The organism is Streptomyces sp. S465 (genome assembly GCF_026898115.1).
Classification (GTDB): domain Bacteria; phylum Actinomycetota; class Actinomycetes; order Streptomycetales; family Streptomycetaceae; genus Streptomyces; species Streptomyces luomodiensis.
Window position 1 is genome coordinate 8127229 of the sequence record NZ_CP114036.1, and the last position, 25119, is coordinate 8152347.

The 25119-nt window shown below is 72.9% G+C and carries 26 protein-coding genes; 11 read left to right on the forward strand and 15 right to left on the reverse strand.

Going from position 1 to position 25119, the window contains the following annotated elements; genetic code table 11:
• Positions 1-17 precede the first annotated feature (17 nt).
• The 4 genes from N6H00_RS34380 to N6H00_RS34395 all read right to left on the reverse strand — a co-directional run bounded on the left by N6H00_RS34380 (position 18) and on the right by N6H00_RS34395 (position 3813).
• Positions 18-1439 (reverse strand): FAD-dependent oxidoreductase, encoded by a 1422-nt coding sequence (locus tag N6H00_RS34380; RefSeq protein ID WP_268975745.1) that lies wholly within the window; start codon positions 1437-1439, stop codon positions 18-20.
• Positions 1439-2263: an SDR family NAD(P)-dependent oxidoreductase gene (locus N6H00_RS34385; protein ID WP_329618586.1), complete on the reverse strand. Its 825-nt coding sequence runs from the start codon at positions 2261-2263 to the stop codon at positions 1439-1441. Before N6H00_RS34385 ends, N6H00_RS34380 begins: the two co-directional genes overlap by 1 nt.
• Positions 2256-3104 (reverse strand): SDR family NAD(P)-dependent oxidoreductase, encoded by an 849-nt coding sequence (locus N6H00_RS34390; RefSeq protein ID WP_268975746.1) that lies wholly within the window; start codon positions 3102-3104, stop codon positions 2256-2258. Before N6H00_RS34390 ends, N6H00_RS34385 begins: the two co-directional genes overlap by 8 nt.
• A gap of 235 nt (positions 3105-3339) precedes the next feature.
• Entirely contained in the window at positions 3340-3813 is a 474-nt protein-coding gene (locus N6H00_RS34395) for a nuclear transport factor 2 family protein (RefSeq protein ID WP_268975747.1), read from the reverse strand.
• Between the two features lie 206 nt (positions 3814-4019).
• Here N6H00_RS34395 and N6H00_RS34400 point away from each other — a divergent pair, with 206 nt between their 5' ends.
• The gene (locus tag N6H00_RS34400; RefSeq protein WP_268975748.1) at positions 4020-4682 is read left to right on the forward strand and encodes an IclR family transcriptional regulator; all 663 of its coding nucleotides are present in this window, start codon (positions 4020-4022) and stop codon (positions 4680-4682) included.
• Positions 4683-4706: 24 nt separating this feature from the next.
• On the opposite strand, the gene N6H00_RS34405 is transcribed toward N6H00_RS34400, so the two are convergent.
• Genes N6H00_RS34405 through N6H00_RS34415 form a run of 3 tightly spaced genes read right to left on the reverse strand, consistent with a single transcriptional unit; the run spans position 4707 to position 8024 of the window.
• Positions 4707-5018 carry an SCO4225 family membrane protein gene (locus N6H00_RS34405; RefSeq protein WP_268975749.1) on the reverse strand — a complete coding sequence of 104 codons (312 nt, stop codon included), beginning with the start codon at positions 5016-5018 and terminating at the stop codon, positions 4707-4709.
• A gap of 22 nt (positions 5019-5040) precedes the next feature.
• On the reverse strand, positions 5041-5724 hold the full coding sequence (locus tag N6H00_RS34410; RefSeq protein ID WP_268975750.1) for a response regulator: 684 nt from the start codon (positions 5722-5724) through the stop codon (positions 5041-5043).
• On the reverse strand, positions 5721-8024 hold the full coding sequence (locus N6H00_RS34415; protein ID WP_268975751.1) for a sensor histidine kinase: 2304 nt from the start codon (positions 8022-8024) through the stop codon (positions 5721-5723). The genes N6H00_RS34410 and N6H00_RS34415 overlap by 4 nt, the downstream gene beginning before the upstream one ends.
• Before the next feature lie 300 nt (positions 8025-8324).
• On the opposite strand from N6H00_RS34415, the gene N6H00_RS34420 reads away from it, so the two are divergent.
• Positions 8325-8759: a DUF5707 domain-containing protein gene (locus N6H00_RS34420; protein WP_268975752.1), complete on the forward strand. Its 435-nt coding sequence runs from the start codon at positions 8325-8327 to the stop codon at positions 8757-8759.
• Between the two features lie 123 nt (positions 8760-8882).
• Here the strand turns inward: N6H00_RS34420 and N6H00_RS34425 are convergent, their stop codons facing one another.
• On the reverse strand, positions 8883-10001 hold the full coding sequence (locus N6H00_RS34425; protein ID WP_268975753.1) for an NADH:flavin oxidoreductase: 1119 nt from the start codon (positions 9999-10001) through the stop codon (positions 8883-8885).
• A gap of 183 nt (positions 10002-10184) precedes the next feature.
• On the opposite strand from N6H00_RS34425, the gene N6H00_RS34430 reads away from it, so the two are divergent.
• Both N6H00_RS34430 and N6H00_RS34435 read left to right on the forward strand, forming a co-directional pair.
• Positions 10185-10646, forward strand: coding sequence for an RrF2 family transcriptional regulator (locus N6H00_RS34430; protein WP_268975754.1), 462 nt, complete (start codon positions 10185-10187; stop codon positions 10644-10646).
• Between the two features lie 109 nt (positions 10647-10755).
• Complete coding sequence (locus tag N6H00_RS34435; RefSeq protein WP_268975755.1) at positions 10756-11049, forward strand: hypothetical protein; 294 nt, start codon at positions 10756-10758, stop codon at positions 11047-11049.
• Between the two features lie 72 nt (positions 11050-11121).
• On the opposite strand, the gene bla is transcribed toward N6H00_RS34435, so the two are convergent.
• On the reverse strand, positions 11122-12042 hold the full coding sequence (bla, locus tag N6H00_RS34440) for a class A beta-lactamase (protein ID WP_268975756.1): 921 nt from the start codon (positions 12040-12042) through the stop codon (positions 11122-11124).
• Between the two features lie 142 nt (positions 12043-12184).
• Here bla and N6H00_RS34445 point away from each other — a divergent pair, with 142 nt between their 5' ends.
• Both N6H00_RS34445 and N6H00_RS34450 read left to right on the forward strand, forming a co-directional pair.
• Positions 12185-13114 carry a LysR family transcriptional regulator gene (locus N6H00_RS34445; RefSeq protein WP_268975757.1) on the forward strand — a complete coding sequence of 310 codons (930 nt, stop codon included), beginning with the start codon at positions 12185-12187 and terminating at the stop codon, positions 13112-13114.
• The gene (locus tag N6H00_RS34450) at positions 13111-14013 is read left to right on the forward strand and encodes a serine hydrolase (protein WP_268975758.1); all 903 of its coding nucleotides are present in this window, start codon (positions 13111-13113) and stop codon (positions 14011-14013) included. Before N6H00_RS34445 ends, N6H00_RS34450 begins: the two co-directional genes overlap by 4 nt.
• Before the next feature lie 57 nt (positions 14014-14070).
• On the opposite strand, the gene N6H00_RS34455 is transcribed toward N6H00_RS34450, so the two are convergent.
• From N6H00_RS34455 to N6H00_RS34470, 4 genes are all read right to left on the reverse strand, one after another.
• Positions 14071-14826 (reverse strand): dienelactone hydrolase family protein, encoded by a 756-nt coding sequence (locus N6H00_RS34455; protein WP_268975759.1) that lies wholly within the window; start codon positions 14824-14826, stop codon positions 14071-14073.
• A gap of 57 nt (positions 14827-14883) precedes the next feature.
• Positions 14884-15492, reverse strand: a complete 609-nt coding sequence (locus N6H00_RS34460; protein ID WP_268975760.1) for a 3'-5' exonuclease — start codon at positions 15490-15492, stop codon at positions 14884-14886.
• A gap of 189 nt (positions 15493-15681) precedes the next feature.
• Positions 15682-16572 carry an aldo/keto reductase gene (locus N6H00_RS34465; protein ID WP_268975761.1) on the reverse strand — a complete coding sequence of 297 codons (891 nt, stop codon included), beginning with the start codon at positions 16570-16572 and terminating at the stop codon, positions 15682-15684.
• A 197-nt stretch (positions 16573-16769) separates the two neighbouring features.
• Positions 16770-17642, reverse strand: coding sequence for a helix-turn-helix transcriptional regulator (locus tag N6H00_RS34470; RefSeq protein ID WP_268975762.1), 873 nt, complete (start codon positions 17640-17642; stop codon positions 16770-16772).
• A gap of 244 nt (positions 17643-17886) precedes the next feature.
• Between N6H00_RS34470 and N6H00_RS34475 the strand changes: the two genes are divergently transcribed.
• From N6H00_RS34475 to N6H00_RS34495, 5 genes are all read left to right on the forward strand, one after another.
• Positions 17887-18102, forward strand: a complete 216-nt coding sequence (locus tag N6H00_RS34475; protein ID WP_268975763.1) for a 4-oxalocrotonate tautomerase family protein — start codon at positions 17887-17889, stop codon at positions 18100-18102.
• Positions 18103-18165: 63 nt separating this feature from the next.
• Positions 18166-19461 carry a sensor histidine kinase gene (locus tag N6H00_RS34480; protein ID WP_268975764.1) on the forward strand — a complete coding sequence of 432 codons (1296 nt, stop codon included), beginning with the start codon at positions 18166-18168 and terminating at the stop codon, positions 19459-19461.
• Positions 19458-20108, forward strand: a complete 651-nt coding sequence (locus N6H00_RS34485; RefSeq protein ID WP_268975765.1) for a response regulator — start codon at positions 19458-19460, stop codon at positions 20106-20108. The genes N6H00_RS34480 and N6H00_RS34485 overlap by 4 nt, the downstream gene beginning before the upstream one ends.
• Positions 20109-20271: 163 nt before the next feature.
• Complete coding sequence (locus tag N6H00_RS34490) at positions 20272-21036, forward strand: ABC transporter ATP-binding protein (RefSeq protein WP_268975766.1); 765 nt, start codon at positions 20272-20274, stop codon at positions 21034-21036.
• A 258-nt stretch (positions 21037-21294) separates the two neighbouring features.
• Positions 21295-23826: an ABC transporter permease gene (locus tag N6H00_RS34495; protein ID WP_268975767.1), complete on the forward strand. Its 2532-nt coding sequence runs from the start codon at positions 21295-21297 to the stop codon at positions 23824-23826.
• A gap of 82 nt (positions 23827-23908) precedes the next feature.
• Here N6H00_RS34495 and N6H00_RS34500 read toward each other — a convergent pair whose 3' ends face one another.
• Both N6H00_RS34500 and N6H00_RS34505 read right to left on the reverse strand, forming a co-directional pair.
• Positions 23909-24463 carry a TetR/AcrR family transcriptional regulator gene (locus N6H00_RS34500; protein ID WP_268975768.1) on the reverse strand — a complete coding sequence of 185 codons (555 nt, stop codon included), beginning with the start codon at positions 24461-24463 and terminating at the stop codon, positions 23909-23911.
• A gap of 26 nt (positions 24464-24489) precedes the next feature.
• Positions 24490-24963, reverse strand: a complete 474-nt coding sequence (locus tag N6H00_RS34505; protein WP_268975769.1) for a nuclear transport factor 2 family protein — start codon at positions 24961-24963, stop codon at positions 24490-24492.
• Positions 24964-25119 lie beyond the last annotated feature (156 nt).

Here is a 25119-nt window from a genome sequence, read left to right on the forward strand (position 1 = left end):
GGAAGAGGGGGAGGGGGTCAGCGCCCGCGGGCCGCGCCACGGCCCGCGATGCGCCCCATGGTGAGGGCGTTGGCAACGGCGTTGCCGCCCCCGACGTACCGCATGCCGAGCACCCCGCCGCCGGCCTCCCCGGCGGCGAACAGCCCGGGGACGGGGGTGCCGGTGCGGTCCAGCACGGCGGCGTCGTGGTCGATCTCCAGACCGGTGTGCGTGCACACCAGCTCGGCGGGCAGCACCCGGACCGCGTGGAACGGCCCGGCCGCGATCGGGTCCGGTGGCTGCGGGGAGCCCTTGGCGGCGAGGGACTCCTCGCGCAGGAACTCCGGGTCCGCACCGGTCGCGGCGAGCCGATCGTTCCACCGCGCGACGGTGGCGGTCAGCGCGTCGGCCGGTACGTCCATGGCGGCGGCCAGCTCCGGCAGGGAGCCGGCGCTCAGCACCCGGCCGGCGCGGGCCTCCTCGGCCACCCGCTCGGGTGTCCAGTCCGCGTAGCCGACCGGCAGTCCCCGCCGGGCCCGCTCGTCGAACACCGCCCATACGGGCCCGTCCTGGGCCAGGATGATGCCGCTGGAGACGGCGTACGAGGCGTCCTCGTCCATGAAGCGGCGCCCGGCGCCGTTCACATACACCCGGGACTTCGGCGGGAACCCGGCCTGCCAGTGGTGGTACCGCTGGAAGGAGGCGGTCGGCAGCATCAGGCCCCAGCCGTGCCCGGTGAGCGCGCCGCCGGTCTGCTCAGCGAACGCCACATGGTCGCCGCGGCTGCCCGGCGCCGCCACCACGAACAGCGCCTCGCCCGCCGCGCGCGCCTCCGGGTAGTACCGGTCGAGCAGTTCGGGGTGCTGGGCGAAGCCGCCGCTGGCGACGACCACCGCGCCGGCCCGCACCTCGATGCCGTCGGCCACCACGCCCACCACCCGGCCGTCCTCGGACAGCAGCCGCTCCACACGGGTGCCCAGCACCACCTCCACACCGCGCTCGCGCCGCGCCCGGTCCAGCACCCGCACCAGGCCGTAGCCCTGGTCGCGCGGGACGTGGCCGCGCCAGACGTCCTCCACCCCGGCCCGGCACAGGCCCGGGGTGTGCGCGTCGGGCGAAACGGCGGCCGGTACGTCCAGGCCCAGGCCCAGCAGCCACTCCAGGGTGGGGCCGGCGGCGGCGCAGAACGCCCGGATCAGGCCCGGCTTGAGCCGCCACTGGTTGAGGTCCATGTAGTGCTGGAAGTGGCGCTCGGCGGTGTCCTCGACGCCCAGGCCGCGCTGCACGCTGGTGCCGGCCGCGGTGAACATGCCGGCGGAGAGCTGTGTGGAGCCGCCCAGTTCCCGTTCGGACTCGAACAGCGCCACCTGTGCGCCCTGTTCGGCCGCGCTGACCGCGGCGGCCAGGCCGGCCCCGCCGCCACCCACCACGATCACGTCGAGCGCGTCGAAGTCGGTCATCACAGTGCTCCTTCGGCGTCGTCGAGGATGCGGTGGTAGAGCCCGCTTGCGACCAGACCGCCGTCGAGGGTGATCTCGCTGCCGGTCATGTAGGAGCTGCGGTCGGACAGCAGGAACAGCACCGCGTCGGTGACCTCGCCCACCTCGCCCAGCCGCCCGGCCGGGATGCTGCGCCGGGCGGACGCGACGAACGTGTCCGACCCGGCGAGCAGGCCCGTGCCGACCAGTCCGGGGTGCAGCGAGTTGACCCGGATGCGCCAGCCGGCCAGCTCGCCGGCCGCGGACTTCGACAGCCCGGTCAGGCCCCATTTGCTCGCCGAGTACGACGGCGAGAAGTAGCCGATCTGCCCGGAGATGGAGGAGATGTTGACGATGGCCCCGCCGCCGCTGTCCCGCATCAGGGGCGCGACGGCACGGATGCCGTGGAACGGGCCGGACAGGTTGACCCGCAGCACCCGCTCCCACACCTCCTCGGTGGTGTCCATGAACCGCAGGCGGCGGGAGATACCGGCGTTGTTGACCAGCCCGTCCAGGCGGCCGTCGGCGGCCCGTACGGCGTCCACGACCGTGCGCCAGCCGGCCGGGTCGGTGACGTCCAGGGCGTGCCCGGTGGCCCGGCCGCCCGCCTCGGTGATCTCCCGCACCACGGGGGCGCAGTCGGCGACGTCGGCCAGGTGGACATGGCTGCCGCGGCGGGCCAGCGCACGGGCGTGCTCGGCGCCCATCCCGCCCGCCGCCCCGGTGACGAGGACCACGGACGGGTAGCGCACCGTCTCCCGGTGCCCGTCCGGGCCGCCGCCGGTGGAGTGGCCCGGCTCAGACATGGCGCGACCCGCCGTCGACGGCGATGCTGTGCCCGGTGACGTAGCGGGCACTGTCGGAGAGCAGGAACAGCAGTACGCCGAGCACTTCCTGCGGGGAGCCCAGCCGGTGCAGCGGCACGCTGTCCAGCGCGTGCGCGAGCGCGGCCGGATCCTCGCGCACCCACCGGGTCATCTCGGTGTCGATGTAGCCGGGCGCGATCGCGTTGACCCGCAGGCCCTGGTCGCCCAGCTCCACCGCCAGGGATTCGGTCAGATGGGCCACCGACGCCTTGGACGCGCAGTACGCGCCACGCCCCTTGCGCACCCGGACCGCGGACACCGACGACATGTTGACGATCGCGCCGCCGGGCCGCATGTGCCGGGCGGCGGCCTGCGAGCCGAACAGCACGCCCTGCACATTGACCTTCAGCACCGCGTCGATCTGCTCGGGCGAGATGTCCGGCACGAAGGCGTGCGGGAAGATGCCGGCGTTGTTGACCCAGTGGTCCAGGCGGCCGAACTCGCGGTGCGCCAGCCGGGCCAGCTCCTCGTGACCGGCCGGGTCGGCCACGTCCACGGCGGCCGGCACCACCCGGCCGCGGGAGCTGCCCTCGGGCAGCGCGTCCCGCTGGGTGTTGATCGCCTCGGCGGTCGCCTTCATCGCGTCGAGGTCGATGTCGGCGGCGATCACGTTCACCCCGCGCAGCGCCAGGCCCTCGCTGAACACGGCGCCCATGCCGCGGGCGGCGCCGGTGACGACGGCGGTGGTGCCGGCCAGTTCCGGGTGGACGGCGGCGGGCCGCCGGTTGTCGACCCGGCCGGGGCCTTCGGCGGCCGCTTGCGGGGTTGTGGTGTCGCTCATCGGTTCCGTTCCTTCGTCGTCGAAGTTCCGTTGTCCAAGGCTGCCGGGGTGCCGGGGGCCCGTCGCGGTCGCAGGGGTCCGACCCGGCTGCCGGAGTTCCGTCGTGGCGCAGGGGGTCGGTCGCGGCCGTCGGGGCGCGCGGCTGCCGGACGTGGCGCGGACGCCGGGGAGGTCCGCCGCCGTACGGACGCGGTGCGGCCGTACGGGGCGGCGGGGTACGGGCGCGGGCCCGGGGTCATGCCCCGGCGGCGCCGGGGAGGTCGTCGCGGCGCACGGTGCGGGCGGCGATCCGCCACCCGTCGCCGTCGTGGACGACCTGGTCGGTGAGGGTGGTGAACCGCTCGGTGCGCGGTGTCCCGCCCCGGGGGGTGGCGACGATCTGCAAATAGGCCTCCACCCGCAGGGTTCCGGCCCCGTCGTCGCCGGTCACGGCGATGTTGCCGATCACATGCCGGCGCACCACGCCCTCGGCGGCGCAGTCGGCGGCGAACCGCTCGGCGAACGCGGTCAGGGCGGCGGTGCCGGTCACCGGTGCCGGGTAGCTCGGTGAGTCGAAGGTGGCCCCGGCGGTGAAGGTCGCGGCCCATTCCGCGGCCCGGCCACCGTCGATGAGATGGCTCTGGAGGGCGTAGAGCTGGTGGATGTCGGCGAGCTGAGGGTTTTCGGCCAGCCGGGCGCTGGCGGGAAACGCTGGCGCGCTGGGGTTCATGCGGGCGTCCCTTCGGCACGAGGTCCCGCGCCGGCGGCCGTCCCGAGCGGCCGGAGCGGGAGCTTGCTCCGCACAAAAGCTGTGTGCGATAATCGCACTCACTGTGCGAATAATGGGAGCATAGGCAGCCTGGCTGAAACCCGTCAAGGGATGGATTCGTGAACTCACCACCGCAGACCCCGTCAGTCCCCGAGGTCGATTCCGGCATGTCCAAGACGCTCCACCACGGGCTGCTGATCCTCAGAGTCCTCTCGGAACACCCGCAGGGCCTGACCGTCAGTGAGCTGGCGGAGGCCATCGGGGTGCACCGCACGGTCGCCCACCGTCTGGTGCGGACCCTGGAGGCGCACCAGCTCTGCCGCCGTGACCACCAGCGCCGGATCGTCCTCGGCACCGGTCTGGTCAGCCTCGCCGAACCCGTCCAGCAGGATCTGCGCGCACTGGCCCGCCCGATCCTCGACGAGCTGGCCGAGACCACCCGCGCCACCGCCCACCTGCTGGTCCGCGAGGGCGCCGCCGATATGCGCGCGCTCATGGTGGTGGAGCCGCGCGGGGCCCTGGTGCACGTGTCCTTCCGGCCCGGTCAGACCCACTCCATCGAGCACGGCTCGGGCGGCCTCGCCCTGCTCGCCCGCGGCCCCCACCGCGCAGGGGAGCGCCCCGAGGTCACCGAGGCCCGCGCCAAGGGGTACGCGGTCACCACGGGCGAGGTCATCCCCGCCGTGACCGGCATCTCCGCCGCCGTCCCGGCGCGTGGTGGCGAGGCGACCACCAGCATCGGCATCTCGGTGTTCGAGCACACCGCCATCGACGAACTCGGCGCCGTCGTCGTCCGCGCCGCGGCGCGCCTGGGCGAACTGCTCGACTGAAGCGACGACGAGCCAGCCGCGGCGTCACGCCGTGCCGCGGGTCAGTGCGCGGGCGCACCAGCCGATGACCGCGGCGTTGAGCAGGGCACCGAAGGCGACGGTGAGGACGATCCCGGGGATGCCGTCGGACGTCGGCAGCATCAGCACGACGAGACTGCCGGGGGCGGTGGCGAGGATCGGGACGACGCCCGCCATGGACCCCTCCGCGTCGCCGAAGAGGTGCACGGCGACCGCCCACAGCAGCAGGGCGGCGCACAGCGCCAGGTAGCCGAGGGCGACGACGTGGGTGAGCGCCCGGCGCAGGCGGTGCGGGAAGGACGGTGCGGAGGCGGTCACGGCGGTGGGCTCCTCGGGCGGGTCAGGTGTGGAGGTCGGGCGGGTTGGGGCGGGCGAGGCCGAGGTCGTAGGCGAGGATCGTCGCCTGGACCCGGTCGCGCAGCCCGAGCTTCCGCAGCAGCGCGTTGACATGGGACTTCACGGTGCCGACGGTGATGCCGAGTGCGTCGGCGATCTCCGCGTTGCTGAGGCCGGAGGCGATCAGGCCGAGCACATGGCGTTCCCGGCCGGTGAGGCTGTCCAGCGCCCCGTGGGCGTACCCGGTCCGGTGCGCGGGACCCGGTCCGGAGGTGTAGTGGCCGATGAGCCGGCGGGTCGCGGACGGGGCGAGGACGCTCTCGCCGGCGGCGACCACGCGGATGCCCCGCAGGAGTTCGGCGGCGCGCACGTCCTTCAGCAGGAACCCGGAGGCGCCGGCGCGCAGCGCGTCGAAGACGTACGCGTCGAGGTCGAAGGTGGTCAGCACCAGGACGCGCGGCGCGTCCTGGTGGCCGGTGATGATGCGGGTGGCCGCGATGCCGTCCAGCTCGGGCATCCGGACGTCCATGACGACGACGTCGGGCGCCAGTTCCGCGGCGAGGCGCACCGCGGCGGCGCCGTCACCGGCCTCGCCGACGACCGTCATGTCGTCCTCGGCGTCGATCACGGCGGCGAACCCCGCCCGGACGATTCCCTGGTCGTCGACGACCAGCACCTTCAGGCTCATCGCCACCCCTCCTCGTCGTTCCGCGTCAGGGGCAGTGCGAGACGGACCGTGCCCGGTGGCCCGGTGGTCAGGGTGCCGCCGAGCGCCGTGGCCCGCGCCGTCAGCCGCTCCCGTACGACGGGCGCGGCGGCGCGCGGCACACCGGTGGCGGTGAGCGTCAGCACGTCGTGCGCGGCGTCGAGTTCGAGCACGGCGGGCTCCTCTCCGGCGACCGCGAGCACCGTCTCGGCGACGTGGTAGGCGGCCAGGTCCACGGCGGTGGGCAGCCGTTCCGGCAGGCGGCCGGCCGGCCGGACCTCGACGTCGCGGCCGGTGGCCCGGCACTGGCGGACGAGCAGGTCGAGCGCCTGGAGGGTGGGCTGCGGCCGCAGGGCGGGCGCCGTCTCGCCGTCCCGGACCGCGTCGAGCAGGGCGCGCATCGCGGCGAGGGCCTCGCGGGCGCGTTCCGCGGTGGCGTCGAGGCGGCCCGCCTCCGCCTCGGCGACCATGTCGGTGATGCGGTCCAGCACGGTGGTCTCCAGGCCGACGGTGATCCGGTGGCGCTCGGCCCAGGCGTCCCGGACGGCCTCCTCGGTCCAGCCGGCGAGGCGTGCGTCCCGCGCGTTCCGGGCGGTCCGCTCCCGTCGCCCGCACAGTGTCCCGCCCCACCGGGCGGCGCAGATCACCAGGCAGGCCCCGGCCGTCGCGCCCGCGGCGACCTGCCAGGCGGCGACGGTCGTCCCCCGGCCCAGGACGGCCGCGGTCGCGGCCACCGCGTGTGCCGCCACGGCCGCGACCGTGCCGAGGTACGCCGGGGTGCGCGGAGCGTCAGCGGCCCGGCAGGTCCGGGCCGCGGTCACCGCGAGCGCCGCACCAGTGGCGAGCATGCTCAGCGCGGGCGGCAGCAGGACCGGTCCGCCATAGGTTCCCGCGGCCATCGCCACCGGCCAGAGCAGGGCCAGGCCGCACAGGACGCCGAGCGCGGTACGGGGCGCCCGGCGCAGCCACAGCAGCGCGACCGCCTGTGCGATGGCCAGCAGCGTGAAGAGCGGCCCGGCCGATATGTGCGCCCCACTCGGCGCGGTCTCCGGCCGGATGATCAGCGAGGGCAGCAGCGGCTGCCACCACAGGCCGACAGCGGCCGTGAGCTGCGCCAGGCGGTAGGTACGCGGGACGGTCCGCTCCACCGGCGCGGCACTCCGCCCCGGCAGCACCGCGCGCACCTCCCAGCCGCCGTCCGCCGTCGGGCCGCTGGTCAGCGTGCCGCCCGCCTCCCGTGCCCGGGACCGCAGGAAACCCTGGCCGCGCCCGGAGCCGAGCCCCGCGCCGTGCGTCGGCGAACCGGCCTCCGGCGCCGCGCTCGTGACGACGACCTCGGTGCCGGTGTCGCCGTACCGGCAGCGCACCCGTGTGTGCGCCCCGGGGGCGTGGCGTGCGACGTTGGTCAGCGCCTCGCGGACGATGCCGTACGCCGCGTCCGCGACGGCGCCGTCCGGCAGCGGGTCGATCTCGCAGTCCACCCGCTGGTCCAGCCGGCGGAATCCGGCCACCAGCGCCGTCAGCCGTTCCTCCGGCGAGGGCTGTTCCTCCCGTGCGGGCGCCGGTGCCCGGACCGAGCGCAGTGCCCGGGTGACCTCACGGCCGGAGTCGACCGCGAACCGCAGGGCCTCCTCGACGAGTTCGGGGCGGCGGTCGCGCAGTCCGAGCGCCGCGCCCGCCGTGACCACCACGGCCGTCAGATGGTGGGCGCTGACATCGTGCAGTTCGCGCTCCATCCGGCGCCGTTCGACCGCCGGGAGCCGGTGGCGCTCCGCCTCGGCCCGCGCCAGCAGCCGTTCGGCCGTGGCCCTCGCCCGCCGGACCTGCCGGGCCCGCAGGCCGGCGCCGCACGCGGCCGTATACAGCAGGGCGGTCAGGACGAGGCCGAGACCGTCGGGTGCGCTGAGCCCGTGCAGGCTGACGCCGTACATGAGCTGCCAGGCGGCGAGCGTGACCACGCACAGCACCGAGGTGAAGGTGTCGCGCTCGGTCGCCACGGTGCACAGGGCCAGCGCCACGCCCGCTGTGCCGAGCACCGCGACCGCCCCGGCGGGCAACGGTCCGGCACCCAGCGCACAAGCGGCGACGGCCACGGCGAGCGCGACCACGGGCCGGGTGCGGCGCAGCGCGAGCGCGGCCGTGGTCACCCCGGCGACCAGCGCCGCCCCGAGAAGGGCGGCCGCGGGCGGCACGGCGCCGCGCACCAGCGCCGCCCCAGGCCACACCACGGCCTGGACGCAGGTCAGCAGGACCGGTGCCCACCGGTCGTCGGTTCGCTTCATGATGCGAAGAGTCTAGGAGCGCGTCCCTCCGCCCCGGCTCCGGCTGGAGGCGGAGCCGGATCTCCAACCGGGGTTGCAGACTCTGTCTCCGGTTGGAGGCGCTGATCATCCCGCGGCGTGAGGAGCGGACGCCGTCGCGGGCCATAGGCTCGATCATGTCGATGAGGCGGCCGGCCGACGGTTCTTCACCGCCCGTCCGTGCACTGCCTCGTCGGCTTCGGCACCGCAGCGGCGATCCCGCGGAGGGTCGATCCCGCGGGGGGTCGATTCCCTTTTCCTGCCTACTTCGGAGGTTCTCCCATGTCCAAGCGCGTTCTGCTGTCCTCGTGCGTCGGTGCGGTCGTCGTCGGCGGCGGTGTCGTGGCGACGACCGCCTGGGGCGCCACGGCGCCGACCCTGACGAACACCTCGGTCCGCTACGTCGCGCCGTCCGCCGACCGCTCGGGCTCGCTCACCTTCACCGCGGACGTGCATGACGACTCGGGCGTCGCGGACCTGAAGGTCCTGGCCTGGCCGGCGAGCTCGAAGCTCGACCCCACCGAGAGCGAACTGCGGTCCGTGGAGAGCGCCACGTGCCGGAGCCTCACGTCCGGCACGTCCCGCTGCACCTACACGGTCCGGGTGACGCGGGCCGAGGCGACCGAGGGCACGTGGTACGTCTCGGCGCTGGCGACGGGCGGGGACGGGAACACGGCGTTCGTGTCCCGCGCCGCCGAGTTCCAGGTCACGCGCTGATCGCGCGGGCCCCTCGGGCACCCCGGCCGCCCGGCGCCCGGTTCCCCTTCACCGGGCAGGAACAGCCGCCACCGCCAGGGGACGGTGGCGGTGTCGCCGACCGCGTGCGCGCTCACCGCGCGGTCAGTACAGGGACTGCACCGCGTCCCGGTTGAAGGGGACGAGTTCACTCAGCCGGCCGGTGAGGACCTTGTCGGCCCACTGCGGGTCGGCGAGCAGTGCGCGGCCGACCGCGACGAGGTCGAACTCGTCCCGCTCCAGGCGGTCGAGGAGCCGGTCGATGCTCTCCACGGCCGCCTCCGCACCGTTGATGGAGGCTTTCCGGAAGGCGTCGTCCAGGCCGACCGAACCGACGGTGATGACCGGCTTGCCGGTGAGCTTCTTCGTCCACCCGGCGATGTTCAGGTCCGAGCCCGTGTCGGGGAACTCCGGCTGCCAGTAGCGGCGTCCGGAGGCGTGGAACGCGTCGACCCCCGCCTCGGCCAGCGGGGTGAGCACGGCTTCCAGTTCCTTGGGGCTCTCGGCGAGCCGGACCTCGTAGTGATCGCCCTTCCACTGGGAGAACCGGAGGACGACGGGGAAGTCGGGCGCGACCTTCTCGCGGATGGCGGCCACCAGGTCGGCGGCGAAGGTGGTCCGCGAGGCCGGGTCGCCCCCGTAGGCGTCGGTGCGCCGGTTGGTGCGTTCCCAGAGGAACTGGTCGATGAGGTAGCCGTGTGCGCCGTGCAGTTCCACGCCGTCGAAACCGATCCGCTCGGCCTGCCGCGCGGCCTCGGCGAAGGCGCCGATGACGTCGTCGATGTCGGCGCTGGTCATCGTCCCGCCCGCGCCGGACGTGCCGTCCAGCGCGATCCCGGACGGCCCCAGGGACGGGGCGTCGGGGAACGGCGGCGCTCCGGCGGGCCGCTGTATGCCCACATGCCACAGCTGGGGCATGATCGCGCCGCCCTGTGCGTGCACGGCGTCGACGACCCGTCCCCAGCCGGCGAGTGGCGCTTCGCCGTGGAACCGGGGGATGGCGTCGTGGAAACCGGCGGACTTGTGGTCGACGGTGGTGCCCTCGGTGATGATCAGGCCGGTCCCGGCCGCCGCGCGGCGCGCGTAGTAGGCGGCGACATCCTCACCGGGGATGCCGTCGGGGGAGTGCTGGCGGGTCATGGGCGCCATGACGATGCGGTTCGGCAGCTTGGCCGAACCCAGTGTGAACGGACGGGACAGTGCCGTGGCCGCGCGAGTGCTCACTGTTGTTCTCCTGCCGTGACGTATCCGGGGGTGGCCGCTTCCCGGTGTTTCCCCGGGGTTCTAAAATGTGCATCTGAAAGATACGCTTTTCCCGGCGTAAACTGCAACTGTATCGATTGCATATGCGGCAGGGGTGGCACGGACCGTCGAGTAAGCTGTGCCGGTCTGCGGGCGGAGGCGGAGGTGGAGACCGTGCTGGACATCCGGTTCTCGCGTGCGCTGTGGCTGATGATGTTCCTCGCAGTGGCCGGCGACAGGGAGGGATCCCCGCCGCTGAGTTCGGCCCAGTTGGCTCACAAGCTGAACACCAACCCGAGTCTGATCCGCAAACTCCTCGTACCGCTGACCGACGAAGGGCTCGTCGTCTGCGTCAAGGGCCGTACCGGCGGGGCCAGGCTGGGCCGGCCGGCCGACCGGATCACCCTGGCGGAGATCTATCGCTGCGCCGTCGGCGGCAAGCCCCTGTGGGCCCCCTCGCCGGAAGCGGAGCCCGTGTGCGAGGTGACCACACACGCCGGTGCGTACTTCGCCGCGCTCACCGCCGAGGCAGAGCAGGCGGTGCTCGCGTCGCTGGGTGACCGCACGCTCGCGGACAGTGTGCGGGAACTGCGCCGTCTCGACGCGGACCGCGCGCAGCGGGCCTGAACCGGCGCGGTTCGCCCTCGGCAGTGAACCAGTGGGCCCCGGCCGGCGTCTTTCCTGTCCCGGGCCTTTTCCGGGCCTTTCTCGCCCTTCCCCCCAGAGAGAGTTCACTGTGACTGCCGACGAACGCCACCGGACAGACGACCAGCACGACGGCTCGAGCTCGTGGTGGTGGGGGATGGGGCCGATGGGGGCGGTCGGCCTCATCGTGTTCGGCATCGCCGCGGCCGGGTGGTCCGCCCTCGGGATGCCGGGCAGCGCGTCGGACGACGACCGGACGGTCGACTCCTACCAGGCGGCGAGGGTCATCGCCATCGGGATGGTCGTCGCAGGCACCGCCCTGCTGGGGCGCCTGCGCCACCGCGCCACGCGCACCGACCAGGCGGAGGAGCGGGACGGCCACTGATGGCCGGACGTATCCGTCGCCCCTGCTCTCCGGGCCGGACGGCCGGCCCGGAGACCGCTTGGGGCAGACGCGCTACGGCAGAGTGTCGGCCACGACGGAGGCCGCGTCCGCGATCAGCTTGTCGTCGTATTCGGCGTCCTTGTCGCCGCGGTTCGACATGATCGCCACGACGATGGGAGCGCTGTCGGGAGGCCACACCACGGCGATGTCGTTGCGGGCGGCGTAGGTGCGGCCGGCTCCGGTCTTGTCGCCGACCACCCAGCCCTTGGGCACCCCGGCCCGGATCAGCTTGTCCCCGGTGGTGTTGGTCCGCAGCCACTTCGCGAGCCGGGCGCGTTCGCCCTTGCCGAGGACATCGCCGAGGACGAACGCGCGCAGGTCCTCGGCCATCGCCCGCGGTGTGCTCGTATCGCGTGTGGAGTCCGGGGCCCACACGTTCAACTCCGGCTCACGGCGCTCCATGTGGATGACGTCGTCGCCCAGCTTCTCGAGCGTGGCGTCCAGCGCCTTGGGGCCGCCGAGCGCGTCGAGGAGCAGGTTGGCCGCGGTGTTGTCGCTGTAGCGCACCGCGGCGTCACACAGTGCGCCCAGGGTCATCCCGGTCTTGACGTGTTTCTCGGTCACGGGGGCGTAGTCGAGCAGATCGTCCTGGGAATACCTGATCACTCGGTCCAGTCCGCTCAGCGAGTACTTCCGCAAAACGGCGCCGGCGGCCAGCGCCTTGAACGTGGAGGCGTAGGCGAACCGTTCGCCATCGCGATAGGCCACCTCCCGTCCGGTGCCGGTGTCGATGGCGTAGACCCCCAGCCGCGCGTCGTAGGCGCGCTCCAGCTTCTTGAACTCGCCGGTGAACGATTTCGCGCCGGCGGATGAGGAACTCGACGCTTTCGGCTTGTCCGGGGACCCGTCCTGGCCACAGGCCGTCAGTGGGACGAGGAGCGCGAGCGCGGCGAGCGCGCCCAGGGCGGTGTGGCGGGCACGGGTGAAACGCATGGTCGAAAACCTCCGGATGGGTCCCCGTCACGCGGGGGCGCGCGGGGACGAGAAGACCAGGCCCCTCGCCGGGGCGTGGTGTCGGGTGTCGTCACTCTCGCCTTCGGGCGCTATGCGGTCCAATACGCTCGTGCGCCTCTTCATGCGGATCTGGCATAGGGTGCCGGGTGTGGATCTGGTGGGAGTGTGCCGGGCGTTCGTCAGCGTGAGCGAGCGCGGAAGTTTTACCGTGGGAGCGGCCGCTGCCCGGATGTCCCAGTCGGTGGCCAGCCGTCGGGTGGCCGCCCTGGAGGAACGCTTCGGTGAGCAGCTCTTCGAGCGCACCTCGCGGCGTGCCGTTCTCACCCCCTTCGGGCGGGACATGCTGCCGGTGGCCAGGCAACTCGTGCAGGCGGCCGATGTGCTGCTGCACGAGGCGGAAGCCGCCAAGCGCAAGCCGTGGCGGCTCGCCGTGCCCGGCATCTGCTCCACGGCCGGTCTCGCCCGCCTGGTCGCCGAGGCACGGGGGCACGGTGTCACGCTCGACCTCCGTGTCGCGGCGCCGGCGCAGCGCCTGGAGCTCCTCCACGCCCAGCAGGTGCGGGCCGCCCTGCTCGCGGTGCCCGCGGACGAGGCCACCTGGTCCGTGCCGCTCGGGCTGGCCGGTGTCCAGGAGCCCGGTGTGCGGCGGGTCTACCTCGAGACGCTGCGGGTCGGACGGGCCTGCCCGGGGCCGGCCCGCCGGGTCTGGATCCAGCCCGAGGACGACGTTCCGCACATCCGCGACCCGCTGACCCTGCTGCGCGACGCGGTCGGTCTGCGGCCCGCACAGCTCGTGGCCGCGACCGACCTGACGACCGCCGCCGCCGAAGTCCTCTGCTCCCGCGACCTGTTGCTGTGTTCTCCCGCGCAGGCCGCGGAACTGGCCCTGAAGTGGCGGCCCATCGGTGAGCTCACGCTCAGCCGGGGGTTCGCCCTCGCCGCCGCCGCGGGCGGCAACCCACAGCACCTCGAAGGGCGTCTGGGCGGCGCCATCGCCCGCTGCCTGGGCACGGACACCCAGCCGGACACCACGGAAGGGGCGGAGGCGTGAACACCGAGGCACTGCTGCGCGATCTGCGCGGGCAGTTGCGCGACGGCGGCTTGCACGGCTGTCTGCTCGTGCGGGATCTCCACACGGGCGACGAGCTGGGCATCGACCCGGACACCCCGCTGCCCTCCGCCTCCCTGGTCAAGATCCCGCTCGCGATGGCGACGCTGGAGCGCATCCGGCGCGGCGAACTGGACGGGGCGACGATGGTCGAGGTGTCCCCCGGGCGGATCACCGCACCCGGTCCCACCGGACTCAGCCGGTTCCGCCACCCCGCCCGGGTCGCCATCGACGACCTGCTCTACCTGAGCACCTGTCTGAGTGACGGAACGGCGGCCAACGCGCTGTTCGACCTCACCCCGCCCGCCCAGGTCGCCGATATGCTCCACGAGCTCGGGCTGCGTGGCATCATCGTCCGGCACGGCATCCGTGAACTGGCCGAAACCCCCGGGCTGCGCTTCGACGCCGCGCAGCGGCATCTCGCCCACGCCCTCGCCATCGACGCGGGCACCAGCGGCCGCGGCCACCGGGTGCCGCAACTCGACACCACCCGTACCAACATCGGCAGCGCGCGGGCCCATGTGGAACTGCTCCAAGCCCTGTGGACCCCCTCGGCGATCCACCCCGAAGTGGCGCGGCGGGTACGCGACCTCATGGCCCACAACGTGCTGCGGCACCGGCTCGCCCCCGACTTCAGCTCCGACGCCACCACCTGGTCCTCCAAGACCGGCACCCTGCTCAACCTGCGCCATGAGATCGGCGTCGTCGAGCACTCCGACGGTCAGGCGTTCGCCATCGCGGTGCTCACCGAGTCACTCGTGCCCGCCGGAACCCAGCCCGGCGCCGAAGCCCTCATGGCGCAGATCGCCCGCACACTGCGCGACCACCTCCGGCAGCTGTAGGGCCACGTCGGGGCGGGAGAGGGTGACCAGCCCGGTGCGGCTGGTCACCGGCCGGGCTCAGAGGGTGCGGCCGAACAGGTCCAACAGGGCCTGCCAGTGGCGCTCGGTGGCCTCGGCGTCGTACGCGGAGGTGTCGGCCTGGGTGTAGCCGTGCTGAGCCCCCGGGTAGACCTCGGTGCGGTGGCGGACACCGGCCTCGTCGAGGGCCTTCTCCAGACGCTCGATCTGCTCGGGGGGAAGGGCGTGGTCCTGGTCCGCGTGTCCGAAGTACACCTCGGCGGTGATCCGTCCGACCACCGTGTGCGGGCTGTCCGGTGCCTCCGTGGCCAAGCTGCCACCGTGGAAACCGGCCACCGCGGCGACGCGGTCGGGGTAGGCGCCGGCGGCGCGCAAGGCCAGTCCGGCACCCAGGCAGTAGCCGGTGAGGCCCACGGGCCCGTCGGTGGCCTGCGGGCAGGAGGCCAGCCAGTCGAGATAGGCGCCGGCGTCGCGCACCGTGAGATCGGGAGTCAGCTCCGCCGCGATCGGGAGGAGCTTTTCGAGGATCTCCGGACGCGTCGCGACGTCGAGGAAGTCGGGCAGCTCCGTCAGGGGAGCCCGCCCGTGCCGGTAGAAGACGTTGGGCACCAGCACGGTGTAACCGGCCCCGGCCAGCCGGTCGGCCATCGTCCGCAGGTGGGGCCGGAGCCCGAAGGCGTCCATGTACAGCACGACGGCCGGGTGGCGGCCGGAGTCGTCGGGATGGGCCAGGTAGGCATCGGCGACGCCGTCCTGGGTGGGGATGTCCACGTCTGTTCCGCGCACTGCGGTCATGGGGGGTTCCTTCCTTCGTTCGTACCGGATCGCGGGCGACCCGGCGGGCCCGTGTCCTCAGAGGCATCCCTCGGGCAGCCGAGCCCCGCCGGCACATACGTGTCTGATCGCCGCGGCGATCGAATAGCAGTCGAAGAGCGCCGAATGCTCCCGGCCGGCCACGGGCCTGGGCAGGCCCAGCGCTTCCCACAGGCGACCGGAACTGGCCGATGCGGTGGCCGGTGCGACGGCGTTCAGCCAGGGGCGGATGTTCAGGAAGTCGGCGGTGAGGAAGCCGTTCTTGACCTCTTCGCCACGAGCCCGCGCCCACCCCGTGTTCTCCCCGAGGACGATCATGTCGTTGCCGTAGGAGAGCACGGACTGCCCCTGGCAGAAGCCCAGGAAATCACTGAGCGCTTCGGCCGGCGCGACTCCCTCCCGGTCCACGGTTTCCTGGTCGATGCCCGTGAGGCCGGTGAAGTACGGGGACAGCCGCGGATTGACCACCGGCCGCACCAGCGCCTCGTACTCCTCGACCACACAGTGGTCTTCGGCGGAATCGCCGGCACTGATGCGCAAGGCGCCGATCTGGACTATCTCGCGAAGCTGCCCCGGCCCCGTCCAATCCCGTTCGAGCGCTCCCGGCCATGAGGTGAACTCAAGGTCGAACACGACAAAGGTCGACAAACGGTCTCTCCTCGTGTCGGGGTGGGTGCCGAACGAACCCGGACGAGCTGCTGCCCAGGAGACTACTCCTCGGCTGGTGGCGGTGGCGCGGGACGGCCCGGTGTCCGTCCCGCGCGGTGCCTCAGGAGAGCCGGTGCCTCAGGAGAACCGGTGTCCCAGGAGAACCGGTGTCCCAGGAGAGCCGGTGTCTCAGGAGAAGGTGTCGGGCCCCACGTCGCCGGGGTCGGGACCGCCGCGCACCCCGGTGTCGAGCGCGTCGATGGCGGACACCTCGTGCGGGGTCAGCGAGAAGTCGAAGACGCCGATGTTCTCCGCGATGCGGTGGGGTGTGACGGACTTCGGGATCGCGCACAGGCCGTGCTCGATGTGCCAGCGGAGGATGATCTGGGCCGGGGTCTTGCCGTACTTGTCGGCGAGGCCGGTGAGCGCCGGGTTCCGGAGCGGGTCCTCGGCCTCGCTCGGCCGGTCGCCCCAGTAGCGCGTCACTCCGCCGATGGGCGACCAGGACTGGGTGACGATGTCGTGGCGGACGTCGAACGCGCGCAGCTCCGGCTGGTTGAAGTGCGGGTGCAGTTCGACCTGGTTCACCGCGGGCACCACATCGGTGCGCGCCATGAGTTGGGACAGGTGTTCGGGGGTGTGGTTGCACACTCCGATGGCCCGTACCCGGCCGTCGGCCAGCAGCTTCTCGGCGGCCCGGTACGAGGCCACCGTGGTGTCGAAGGCGGACGGGACGGGCCAGTGCAGCAGATACAGGTCCAGGTGGTCGAGGCCGAGTTTGGTGAGACTGGTGTCGAAGGCGCGGAGGGCGGCGTCGTAGCCGTAGTCCGTCAGCCAGAGCTTGGTGATGACGAAGATGTCCTGGCGGCCGATGCCCGAGCGGGCGATGCCCTCGCCGACCTCCTTCTCGTTGCCGTAGGCGGCCGCGGTGTCGATCAGCCGGTAGCCGCTCTCGATCGCGGTCGTCACCGCGGCGACGGTCTCGTCGGGCGGGCTCTGGTAGACGCCGAGGCCCAGAGCGGGCATCCGCACGCCGTTGTTCAGGGTCAGCAGAGGGGCTGGGCCATTCGGTCCATTCATACGGGTTCCTTGGGTGCGTCGGAGACCGGCGGACCGCTACCGGTGCCGTCTTCCCGCACCGGAGCGCGTCCGCTTGTACTGCGACAGGGGTTCCCGGTGACGGGCCGTGCGCTCGCCCCGTACGCCGAACGTCACCACGTTGGCGCGATCGGCGTGCCGTGCCCGGCCACGGACGGCGGCCGATGTACGGCGGCCGATCACGGCGATGTGCGGTTCTCGTCGGCCGTCATGTCCTGGGTGCCGATGACCGAGAGGAGCTCCAGCTGGGCGGCGCCTTCGGTGCCGGGCGGGGCGCTGAACCACAGCAGGCGCTGGCGGCCGTCCTCGCTGAACAGGGAGTGGCAGTCCAGTTCGATGACGCCCAGCGCGGGGTGGACGATGCGCTTGTGGTCGGTCCGCCGGAGGGCGACGTCGTGGGTGTCCCAGAGGGCGGCGAACTCCTCGCTGCGGCGGCGGAGCGAGGCCACCATCCGCTGCACTTCGCTGTCGCGGCCGCGCCGGGCGGCCACGGCCTGGAGGTCGGCGACGAAGACCCGGGAGTGGTGGGGGTGGTCCTCGGGCGGGTAGAGCGCACGGGCGTCCGGGTCGGTGAACCACCGGTGGACGAAGCTCGCCTCGGGGCCGCGCACCGCCACCGGCCGGCCGATCAGGGCGACGGCCGGCTCGTTCTGCACGAGGATCTGGTGCAGGTCGGTGATGATCTGCGCGGGCGTGGTGGTCAGCCGGTCCAGCAGGCCGAGCAGGGCCGGCTGGACCTGCGCGGCCGGGCCGTGCGTCGCCGGGGGAACGGGGCGGTCGGCGAGGTGGAACAGATGGTCGCGTTCGTCGCCGTTCAGCCGCAGCGCACGGGCCAGGGAGGTCAGCACCTGGGCCGAGGGCTGAGCGCCGCGTCCGCGCTCCAGCTCGGTGTAGTAGTCCGCGGACAGCCCGGCCAGCTGGGAGACCTCCTCGCGCCGCAGTCCGGGCACCCGGCGCCGTGGACCGGTGGGCAGGCCGACGTCGGCCGGGCGGATCCGGTCGCGCCGGGACTTCAGGAATGCGGCGAATGCGGAGTGATTCACGCCCCCCATGGTCCCTCGTGCCGGTGAACCGAGCCAGGGGCTGACAACCCCTGGGTGGGGACAGCCCTGGCTGGCCCGGAAACCCCGGTCCAGCCTGGAGACACCGACGGGGTCGTCCGCGCCGACGGCGGCATCGTCCGACCGCCACGCGATCCCCCTACGGCACGACGTACGACACGAACGACGACACGAACGACGACACGAACGACGACACGAACGACGACACGAACGACGACAGGAAAGAAGAACGACCATGCCCTTCGCGAACTTCAAGGTTCCCGCCGGATCCCTCGACGAGAAGCAGAAGGAGGAGATCGTCACCCGTGCCACCGAGCTGTACGTCGACATCTACGGTGAGCGCGCCCGCGCCAACACCATGGTCCTGGTCGAGGAGGTCACCGACGGCGGCTGGGGCATCGGCGGCAACGTCCTGACCCTCGCCATGCTCCAGCAGCCGCCCGGCGAGTGACCCCTGGCCGACGCCGGGCCGGGCGTGCGGCGGTCGTCGCCGTGGGTGCGTAGGGTGGCGCGGGTGCGAATAGCTGTGGCTTCCGGCAGGCGCGCCGGTTATCGACGTTGGCCGGGGCGGGCGGCGATATCCGCGCTCGCGCTGTGGTTCCTCTTCTCCGTCTACGACGACGTGCGGCAACGGCTGGTCTTCGACCCGGCCCGGGACACCGAGGCGTTCGCCGGGGACTGGGTGCCGGTCTGCGCCGGAGCCCTGGCCGCGGCGATGGCCGTGCTGGCCGTCGTGCGCGGCCCCCGGTGGGTACCGCGGGCCGTGCTGGTGGCCTGTGCCGGCACCTTCGCGGCCACGGCCGCCTACCACCTGCTGCCGGTGAACATGGTGACCAGCGAGACCAGCGGCACCGAACTCATGGGACAGCTGATCCTCCTCGCCGTGGCGGTGCGCCGCTGCGCCCCCGGCCCGGCCCTGGCGGCCGTGGCGGCGGTCGGAGTCAGCGTGTTCTCCGTCCCGGTCCTGCGGGACTCCGATCCCGGCGACTTCTCCGACAACACCGTGCTCATCCTGGCGCTGGCCTTCGTCTGCGGCGTGGTGCTGCGGCTCTACGACGCCCAGCAGGAACGCACCGGACAGCTGGTGCGGCAGGAGGAACGGCTCGCGCTGGCCCGGGACCTGCACGACACCGTGGCCCACCAGGTGACCGCGATCGTGGTGCAGTTGCAGGCCGTGCGCCATGTCACCGGACGTGGCACCCCCGACCCGCAGGCGCTGAACGAGATGCTCCAGGCCGTCGAGCGCGCGGGCGGCGAGGCGCTGACGTCGATGCGGCGGCTGGTGGGCTCGATGCGCGGGGACGAGACCCCGCGCCATCCGGAGAACCTCGGTGAGGTCCTGTCCCGCATCGCCGAGGAGTCCCGGGCGGCCGGACTGCCGGTCCGCCTCGACCTCGGGCGGGACCTGCCCGAGGACGTACCGGCCGAGGTCACCGGCGGGCTGAGCCGGGTCCTCCAGGAAGCCCTGACCAACGCGCAGCGCTATGCGCGCGGAGCGCGGTCGGTGGACGTGTCCGCCCGGGTCGCGGCAGACCGTGCCGAACTGGTCGTCGAGGACGACGGACACGGGTCCGCGTCCGGACACCGCGGCAGCCTCGGCCGGCTCGGCGGCGGCTTCGGCATCATCGGCATGCGGGAGCGGATCGAACTGCTCGGCGGCAGCTTCGAGGCGGGGCACCGCCCCGAAGGCGGGTGGCGGGTCCGCGCCTCCGTACCCTTGCGTCCCGACGAGGCGTCGCGGAGCCCGCGCGCATGGGCTCGGCACGCCGTACGGAGCGGGCTGCGGCTACGGGAGGGCAGGACGGCATGACCATACGCATCCTGGTCGCCGACGATCAGCATCTGGTGCGGGCCGGGTTCCGCATGGTGCTGTCGGCCGAGCCCGACATGGAAGTGGTGGCCGAGGCCGCCGACGGCGCGGCGGCCCTGTCGCTCGCCCGGGAGACCCGGCCGGACGTGTGCCTCGTGGACATCCGGATGCCCCCGCCCGACGGTCTGGAGGTCACCCGCCGACTGGCCGGCGGTGGCCGGCCCGGAGCACCGAAAGTGGTCGTGGTCACCACCTTCGACCTCGACGAATACGTGTACACGGCACTGTCGAACGGCGCCTCGGGCTTCCTGCTCAAGGACGCCGGCCCGGCGCTGCTGACGGAGGCCGTCCGCGCGGCGGTGCGCGGGGACGCCATGGTCGCCCCGCAGATCACCCTGCGCCTGCTGGAGCACTTCACCAAGGCGCGGCGGTCCGGCGCAGCCGAGCCGGCCGATCCGCTGACCGACCGCGAGGAGGAGGTCATCCAGGGCATCGCCCGCGGACTGACCAACCCGGAGATCGCCGCCGAGCTGTACATCGCGCCCAGCACGGTCAAAACACATCTGGGCTCGATCCAGGCGAAACTCGGTCTGCGCAACAGGGTCGAGGTCGCGGCCTGGGCCTTCCGCACCGGGCGTGCGCAATAGCGGTGGCCGTCCCGCGGCGATCTCCCCCGATCGGGGGAGGCGGCTTTCGGATGAACGGGGGATCCGCCCGCGGGGGGTGCGGCGGGACGCTCGGATACGTCGCCACCAGCGGCGGCGCCCTCTGCCACGAGGGACACCCACCGAGCGTTCACCGAGGATCCGCATGCACGCCCATCAGTCCCCTTCCGCCCCGGCGGCCTTCGCGGCCCACGCCACCGACCTGACGAAGGTGTACGGCACGGGAGACACCCGTGTGGTGGCGCTCGACGCGGTCACGGTCGGCTTCGTCAGGGGGCAGTTCACCGCGATCATGGGGCCGTCCGGGTCGGGGAAGTCCACCCTCATGCACTGCATGGCCGGTCTCGACTCGCCGTCCTTCGGATCGGTCCGGGTGGGCGACACGGAGATCGGCGCCCTGAACGACCGTCAGCTCACCCGGCTGCGCCGCGACCGCATCGGCTTCGTCTTCCAGGCGTTCAACCTGCTGCCCACCCTGACCGCCGCGGAGAACATCACCCTTCCCCTGGACATCGCCGGCCGCAAGCCGGAGCGGGCCTGGCTGGAGAGCATCATCCGGACCGTCGGCCTGTCCGAGCGGCTCGGCCACCGGCCCGCCCAGCTCTCCGGCGGACAGCAGCAGCGCGTCGCCGTCGCCCGCGCGCTGGCCGGCCGGCCCGACATCGTCTTCGCCGACGAGCCCACCGGCAACCTCGACTCCCGCAGCGGCGCCGAGATCCTCGAGTTCCTGCGGGGTTCCGCGAGCACGCTGGGACAGACCGTCGTCATGGTCACCCACGACCCGGTCGCCGCCTCCTACGCGGACCGCGTCGTCTTCCTCGCCGACGGCCGCATCGTCGACGAACTCCACGCCCCCACCGCCGAGGCCGTCCTGGAGCGCATGGGACGCCTGACACCGGCACACGTCTGACGCCGCGCACGTCTGACGTCGCCCGTCCGACCCGCACATGTGACGCCGCGCAGGTGACGCCGCGCATGTGACGCCGCGTCTGACGCCGTGCAGTGCCTGACGCCGTGCGGGTCTGAGCGGCGCATGCCTGACGGCCGCGCACGTCTGACGGGCGCGCGCACGTCTGACGCCGCGATGGTCTGACGCCGCGACGTCTCACGTCCGCTCCCTTCGCCCGTGCCCTCCCAACCCACCGGCACCCTTCCGGAAGGCCGCCCCGTGTTCCGTACCGCCGTGCGCAACGTCCTGGCGCACAAAGCCCGTCTGCTGATGACCATGCTCGCCGTTCTGCTCGGCGTGGCCTTCGTCGCGGGCACCCTCGTCTTCACCGACACCGTCGGCAACGCCTACAAGGAGCGTTTCCTCACCACTCTGCGCGATGTATCGGTCCAGGCCACACCCCCGTTCGACGAGAAGACCGGCGAGCCCGGAACCCTGGCGGAGGACACGCTGCGGCGCCTGCGACAGCTGCCCGGTGTGGCGTCCGTCACCGGTTCCGTCGACGGCTTCGCCGCCGTGGCCGCGAAGGACGGCCACCCCCTCGGCGAGGACCAGCGGACCGCCGCGGGCAACTACGTCCCCCAGGCCGACGGCGAGGACGACCGCCACCCCCTGACCGCCGGACGGGCCCCCACCGGCCCCGGCGAGGTGCTGCTGGACGCCGACACCGCCGACCGGGGCGGCTACCAGCTCGGTGACACCGTCCGGCTGGCCGTCGACGGACCGGTGCTGCACCAGAAACTCGTCGGCATCGTCCGTACCGACGACACCCACGGCTCCGGCGGCACCCTCGCGCTCTTCGACAACGCCACCGCGCAGCGGCTGCTCCTGAAGCCCGGCCAGTACAACGGGGTCAGCCTGGAGGCCGGCCGCGGTGTCTCCGAGGACCGGCTCGCGGCCGAAGTGCGCGACCTGCTGCCCGAGGACTCCGAGATCAGCACGGGAGCGCAGCTGCGCGAGCAGCAGCGCGCCCAGGCCGCCGAGGGGGCGGAGAAGCTCAACCAGGTGCTGTTCGTGTTCGCGGCCATCGCGCTGTTCGTCGGCGTGTTCGTCATCGGCAACACCTTCACCATGCTCGTCACCCAGCGTGCGCGGGAGATGGCGCTGATGCGGGCCGTCGGCGCCCACCGCCGCCAGGTGACCCGTTCCGTCCTCGTCGAGGCCGCCCTGCTGGGGCTGTGCGCCGGCGCGGCCGGGTTCCTCCTCGGCATCGGCGTGGCCATGGGCATCCGGCAGCTGTTCGGGTCCACCGGGTCGGGCTTTCCCGACGGGCCGCTGATCGTCGCCCCGCGCACCGCAGTGGTCTCCTTCCTGGTGGGCGTCGTCGTCACCATGCTCGCCGCCTATCTGCCGGCCCGCCGCGCCGCCACCGTGCCGCCCGTGGCGGCCATGTCCGCGCTCCACACGCCCCCGCCGGTCCGCGGCCTGCGCAGGCGCAACATCACCGGCGCCGCCCTGATCGTGCTCGGTGTGCTCGGGGTGCTGGTCACGACGTCCAGCGGTGACGAGGGCACGACCCTCGTCCTCCTCCCGGCCGCCCTGCTGCTCCTCGGCATCATCGTGGTGACACCGGCGCTCTCCGGCCCGGCCATCGCCCTGGCCGGCCCCCTCCTGCGCCGCTTCGGCGTCCCGGGCACGCTGGCACCGCGCAACGCCCGGCGCGATCCGCGGCGCACCGCCTCCACGGCCTCGGCCCTGATGATCGGGCTGTCCCTGGTCACCGGCCTCACGGTGGTTGCGGTGTCCGCCACCACATCGCTGCACCGAGGGGCCGAGAACACCGTCACGGCGGACTTCGAGATCTCGACGCGGAACAGCGGCCCCCTGCCCGCGTCGGTCCACGACACCCTGGCGAAGTCCGCCGAGGTGACCTCCTCCAGCCCGCGGCGCACGGGCACCGTGCGGATCGGCGGCGACGCGGTGGACCTGACCGGTGTGGACCCGCGGACCATCGGCGACCTCCTCCATCCGGACTTCGTGTCGGGGTCGCCCACCGCACTGGGCGCGGGCGGCGGCAAGAGCCTGCTCATCGACACCGCCACCGCCGACCTCCACGGATGGACCACGGGCCGGCGCGTTCCGGTGGTCTACGAGGACGGCAGCCGGGACACCCTGCGGATCGGCGGCGTCTACCGCGGCAACGACTTCCTCCCGGCCACGATGATGCCGCTGGCCACGCTCCAGTCCCATCTGACGGAAGTCCAGGACACCGCGGTCTGGGTGCGCACCGAGGACGGTGACGGCGACACCGCCCGGCGATCCCTCCAGCGTGCCCTCGACCACAATCCCCTCATCCAGGTGCGGAACACCGACGACCTGGCCGAGGAGGCCGGCGGCGAGGCCGTCACACTGCTCCTCGACGTCCTCTCCGGACTGCTGGCCATGGCCGTGGTGATCGCTGTCCTGGGAGTCGTCAACACCCTCGCGATGTCCGTCTTCGAGCGCACCCGTGAGATCGGGATGCTGCGCGCGGTGGGGCTCCAGCCCGAGCAGACGAAGCGGATGGTCCGCCTGGAATCCGTCCTGATCTCGCTCTTCGGGGCCCTGCTGGGCATCGGCGCGGGCCTCTTCCTCGGCTGGGCCGCGGGCAGGCTCGTCTCGGACAGCATCCAGGGGTACGAGATGGTCATCCCCTGGGACCGCATCGCCGTGGCCCTGGCGGGCGCCGTACTCGTCGGGGTGATCGCCGGGCTCTGGCCCGCCCGCCGGGCGGCCCGGCTGAACATCCTCACGGCCCTCAAGGCGGAATGAGGCCCGTCACGGGCGGGCGCACGCACGGGAGGCGGTGTGAGCCGGCGGGGCGGGCCTGGCGCACGGGGGGCGGTGTGGTCCGCTATGCCGCCGCCAGCAGGAGGCGCACCGCCTCTTTCGCCCGGTGGGCGGGTTCGGCGCTGCCGGTGATCGCCGCGGTGGCGATGGCGCCTTCGGCCAGCAGCGCCACGTGGCCGGCCAGCGAGGCCGGTTTGCCCGCGGCGGCTGTCAGATCGGCGAGATACCGGAAGAACGCCTCCTTGTGCGCGCGTGCCGTCTCGGCGACGGCCGGCGAGGTGGCCCCGAGCTCTCCGAAGGAGTTGCCGAAGGCGCAGCCGCGGAAGTCCGGTTCGCCGAACCACTCGTGGAGCCAGTCGAAGACCGCCAGGACGCTCTCCTCGGGCGTGCTCCGGGTCTCGGCGTACGCGGCCAGTCTCTGACGCCACCGGATGTCGCGCCGCCGCAGGTACGCCTGCACCAGGTCGCCCTTGGACGGGAAGAGCTGGTAGAGCCGTTTGAGGGAGACACCTGACGCGGAGCGGATCTCGTCCATGCCCACCGCCTGGATGCCCCGCCCGTAGAACAGGGCCTCGGCCGCGTCGAGTATCCGGAGCTCCGCGGTCTCGGGACTGCTCATCTCGCCGTTCTCCTGGTGCCGGTCGGTCAGAGGCCGAGGTCGCTCAGACCGGGGTGGTCGTCGGGGCGGCGCCCGAGCGGCCAGTGGTACTTGCGCTCCGACTCCGTGATGGGGAGGTCGTTGATGGAGGCGTGGCGGCGGCGCATCAGACCGTCGTCGTCGAATTCCCAGTTCTCGTTGCCGTAGGAGCGGAACCAGTTGCCGGAGTCGTCGTGGCATTCGTAGGCGAAGCGCACGGCGATGCGGTTGCCGTCGAACGCCCACAGTTCCTTGATGAGCCGGTAGTCCAGTTCCCGCGCCCATTTGCGGGTGAGGAAGGCGACGATCGCGTCGCGTCCGGTGAGGAACTCCGCGCGGTTCCGCCAGCGCGAGTCGACGGTGTAGGCCAGGGCCACCTTCTCGGGGTCACGGGAGTTCCAGCCGTCCTCCGCCAGCCGGACCTTCTCGATGGCGGTCTCCCGGGTGAACGGCGGGAACGGGGGGCGTGGCGCGGCTGTCACATCGTCTCCTGAGGCCGGCGGGGGAGTGGAGAACGGGCGTTCTCCGCTGCGGCGGCCACCGTAGGAGAACGGTGGTTCTCGCGCAAGACGGGGGCGGTGATCAGCGGTTCCGCCGCAGTGGGTACCGTGCGAGCTGGAAAAACCGTGTTCGAGGAC

Coding starts and splice junctions, on each gene's coding strand:
- N6H00_RS34380 (WP_268975745.1), bottom strand. CDS start 1,439: ATGACCGACTTCGACGCGCTCGACGTGATCGTGGTGGGTGGCGGCGGG.
- N6H00_RS34385 (WP_329618586.1), bottom strand. CDS start 2,263: ATGTCTGAGCCGGGCCACTCCACCGGCGGCGGCCCGGACGGGCACCGG.
- N6H00_RS34390 (WP_268975746.1), bottom strand. CDS start 3,104: ATGAGCGACACCACAACCCCGCAAGCGGCCGCCGAAGGCCCCGGCCGG.
- N6H00_RS34395 (WP_268975747.1), bottom strand. CDS start 3,813: ATGAACCCCAGCGCGCCAGCGTTTCCCGCCAGCGCCCGGCTGGCCGAA.
- N6H00_RS34400 (WP_268975748.1), top strand. CDS start 4,020: ATGTCCAAGACGCTCCACCACGGGCTGCTGATCCTCAGAGTCCTCTCG.
- N6H00_RS34410 (WP_268975750.1), bottom strand. CDS start 5,724: ATGAGCCTGAAGGTGCTGGTCGTCGACGACCAGGGAATCGTCCGGGCG.
- N6H00_RS34415 (WP_268975751.1), bottom strand. CDS start 8,024: ATGAAGCGAACCGACGACCGGTGGGCACCGGTCCTGCTGACCTGCGTC.
- N6H00_RS34420 (WP_268975752.1), top strand. CDS start 8,325: ATGTCCAAGCGCGTTCTGCTGTCCTCGTGCGTCGGTGCGGTCGTCGTC.
- bla (WP_268975756.1), bottom strand. CDS start 12,042: ATGCGTTTCACCCGTGCCCGCCACACCGCCCTGGGCGCGCTCGCCGCG.
- N6H00_RS34445 (WP_268975757.1), top strand. CDS start 12,185: ATGCGGATCTGGCATAGGGTGCCGGGTGTGGATCTGGTGGGAGTGTGC.
- N6H00_RS34455 (WP_268975759.1), bottom strand. CDS start 14,826: ATGACCGCAGTGCGCGGAACAGACGTGGACATCCCCACCCAGGACGGC.
- N6H00_RS34465 (WP_268975761.1), bottom strand. CDS start 16,572: ATGAATGGACCGAATGGCCCAGCCCCTCTGCTGACCCTGAACAACGGC.
- N6H00_RS34470 (WP_268975762.1), bottom strand. CDS start 17,642: ATGGGGGGCGTGAATCACTCCGCATTCGCCGCATTCCTGAAGTCCCGG.
- N6H00_RS34475 (WP_268975763.1), top strand. CDS start 17,887: ATGCCCTTCGCGAACTTCAAGGTTCCCGCCGGATCCCTCGACGAGAAG.
- N6H00_RS34485 (WP_268975765.1), top strand. CDS start 19,458: ATGACCATACGCATCCTGGTCGCCGACGATCAGCATCTGGTGCGGGCC.
- N6H00_RS34490 (WP_268975766.1), top strand. CDS start 20,272: ATGCACGCCCATCAGTCCCCTTCCGCCCCGGCGGCCTTCGCGGCCCAC.
- N6H00_RS34500 (WP_268975768.1), bottom strand. CDS start 24,463: ATGAGCAGTCCCGAGACCGCGGAGCTCCGGATACTCGACGCGGCCGAG.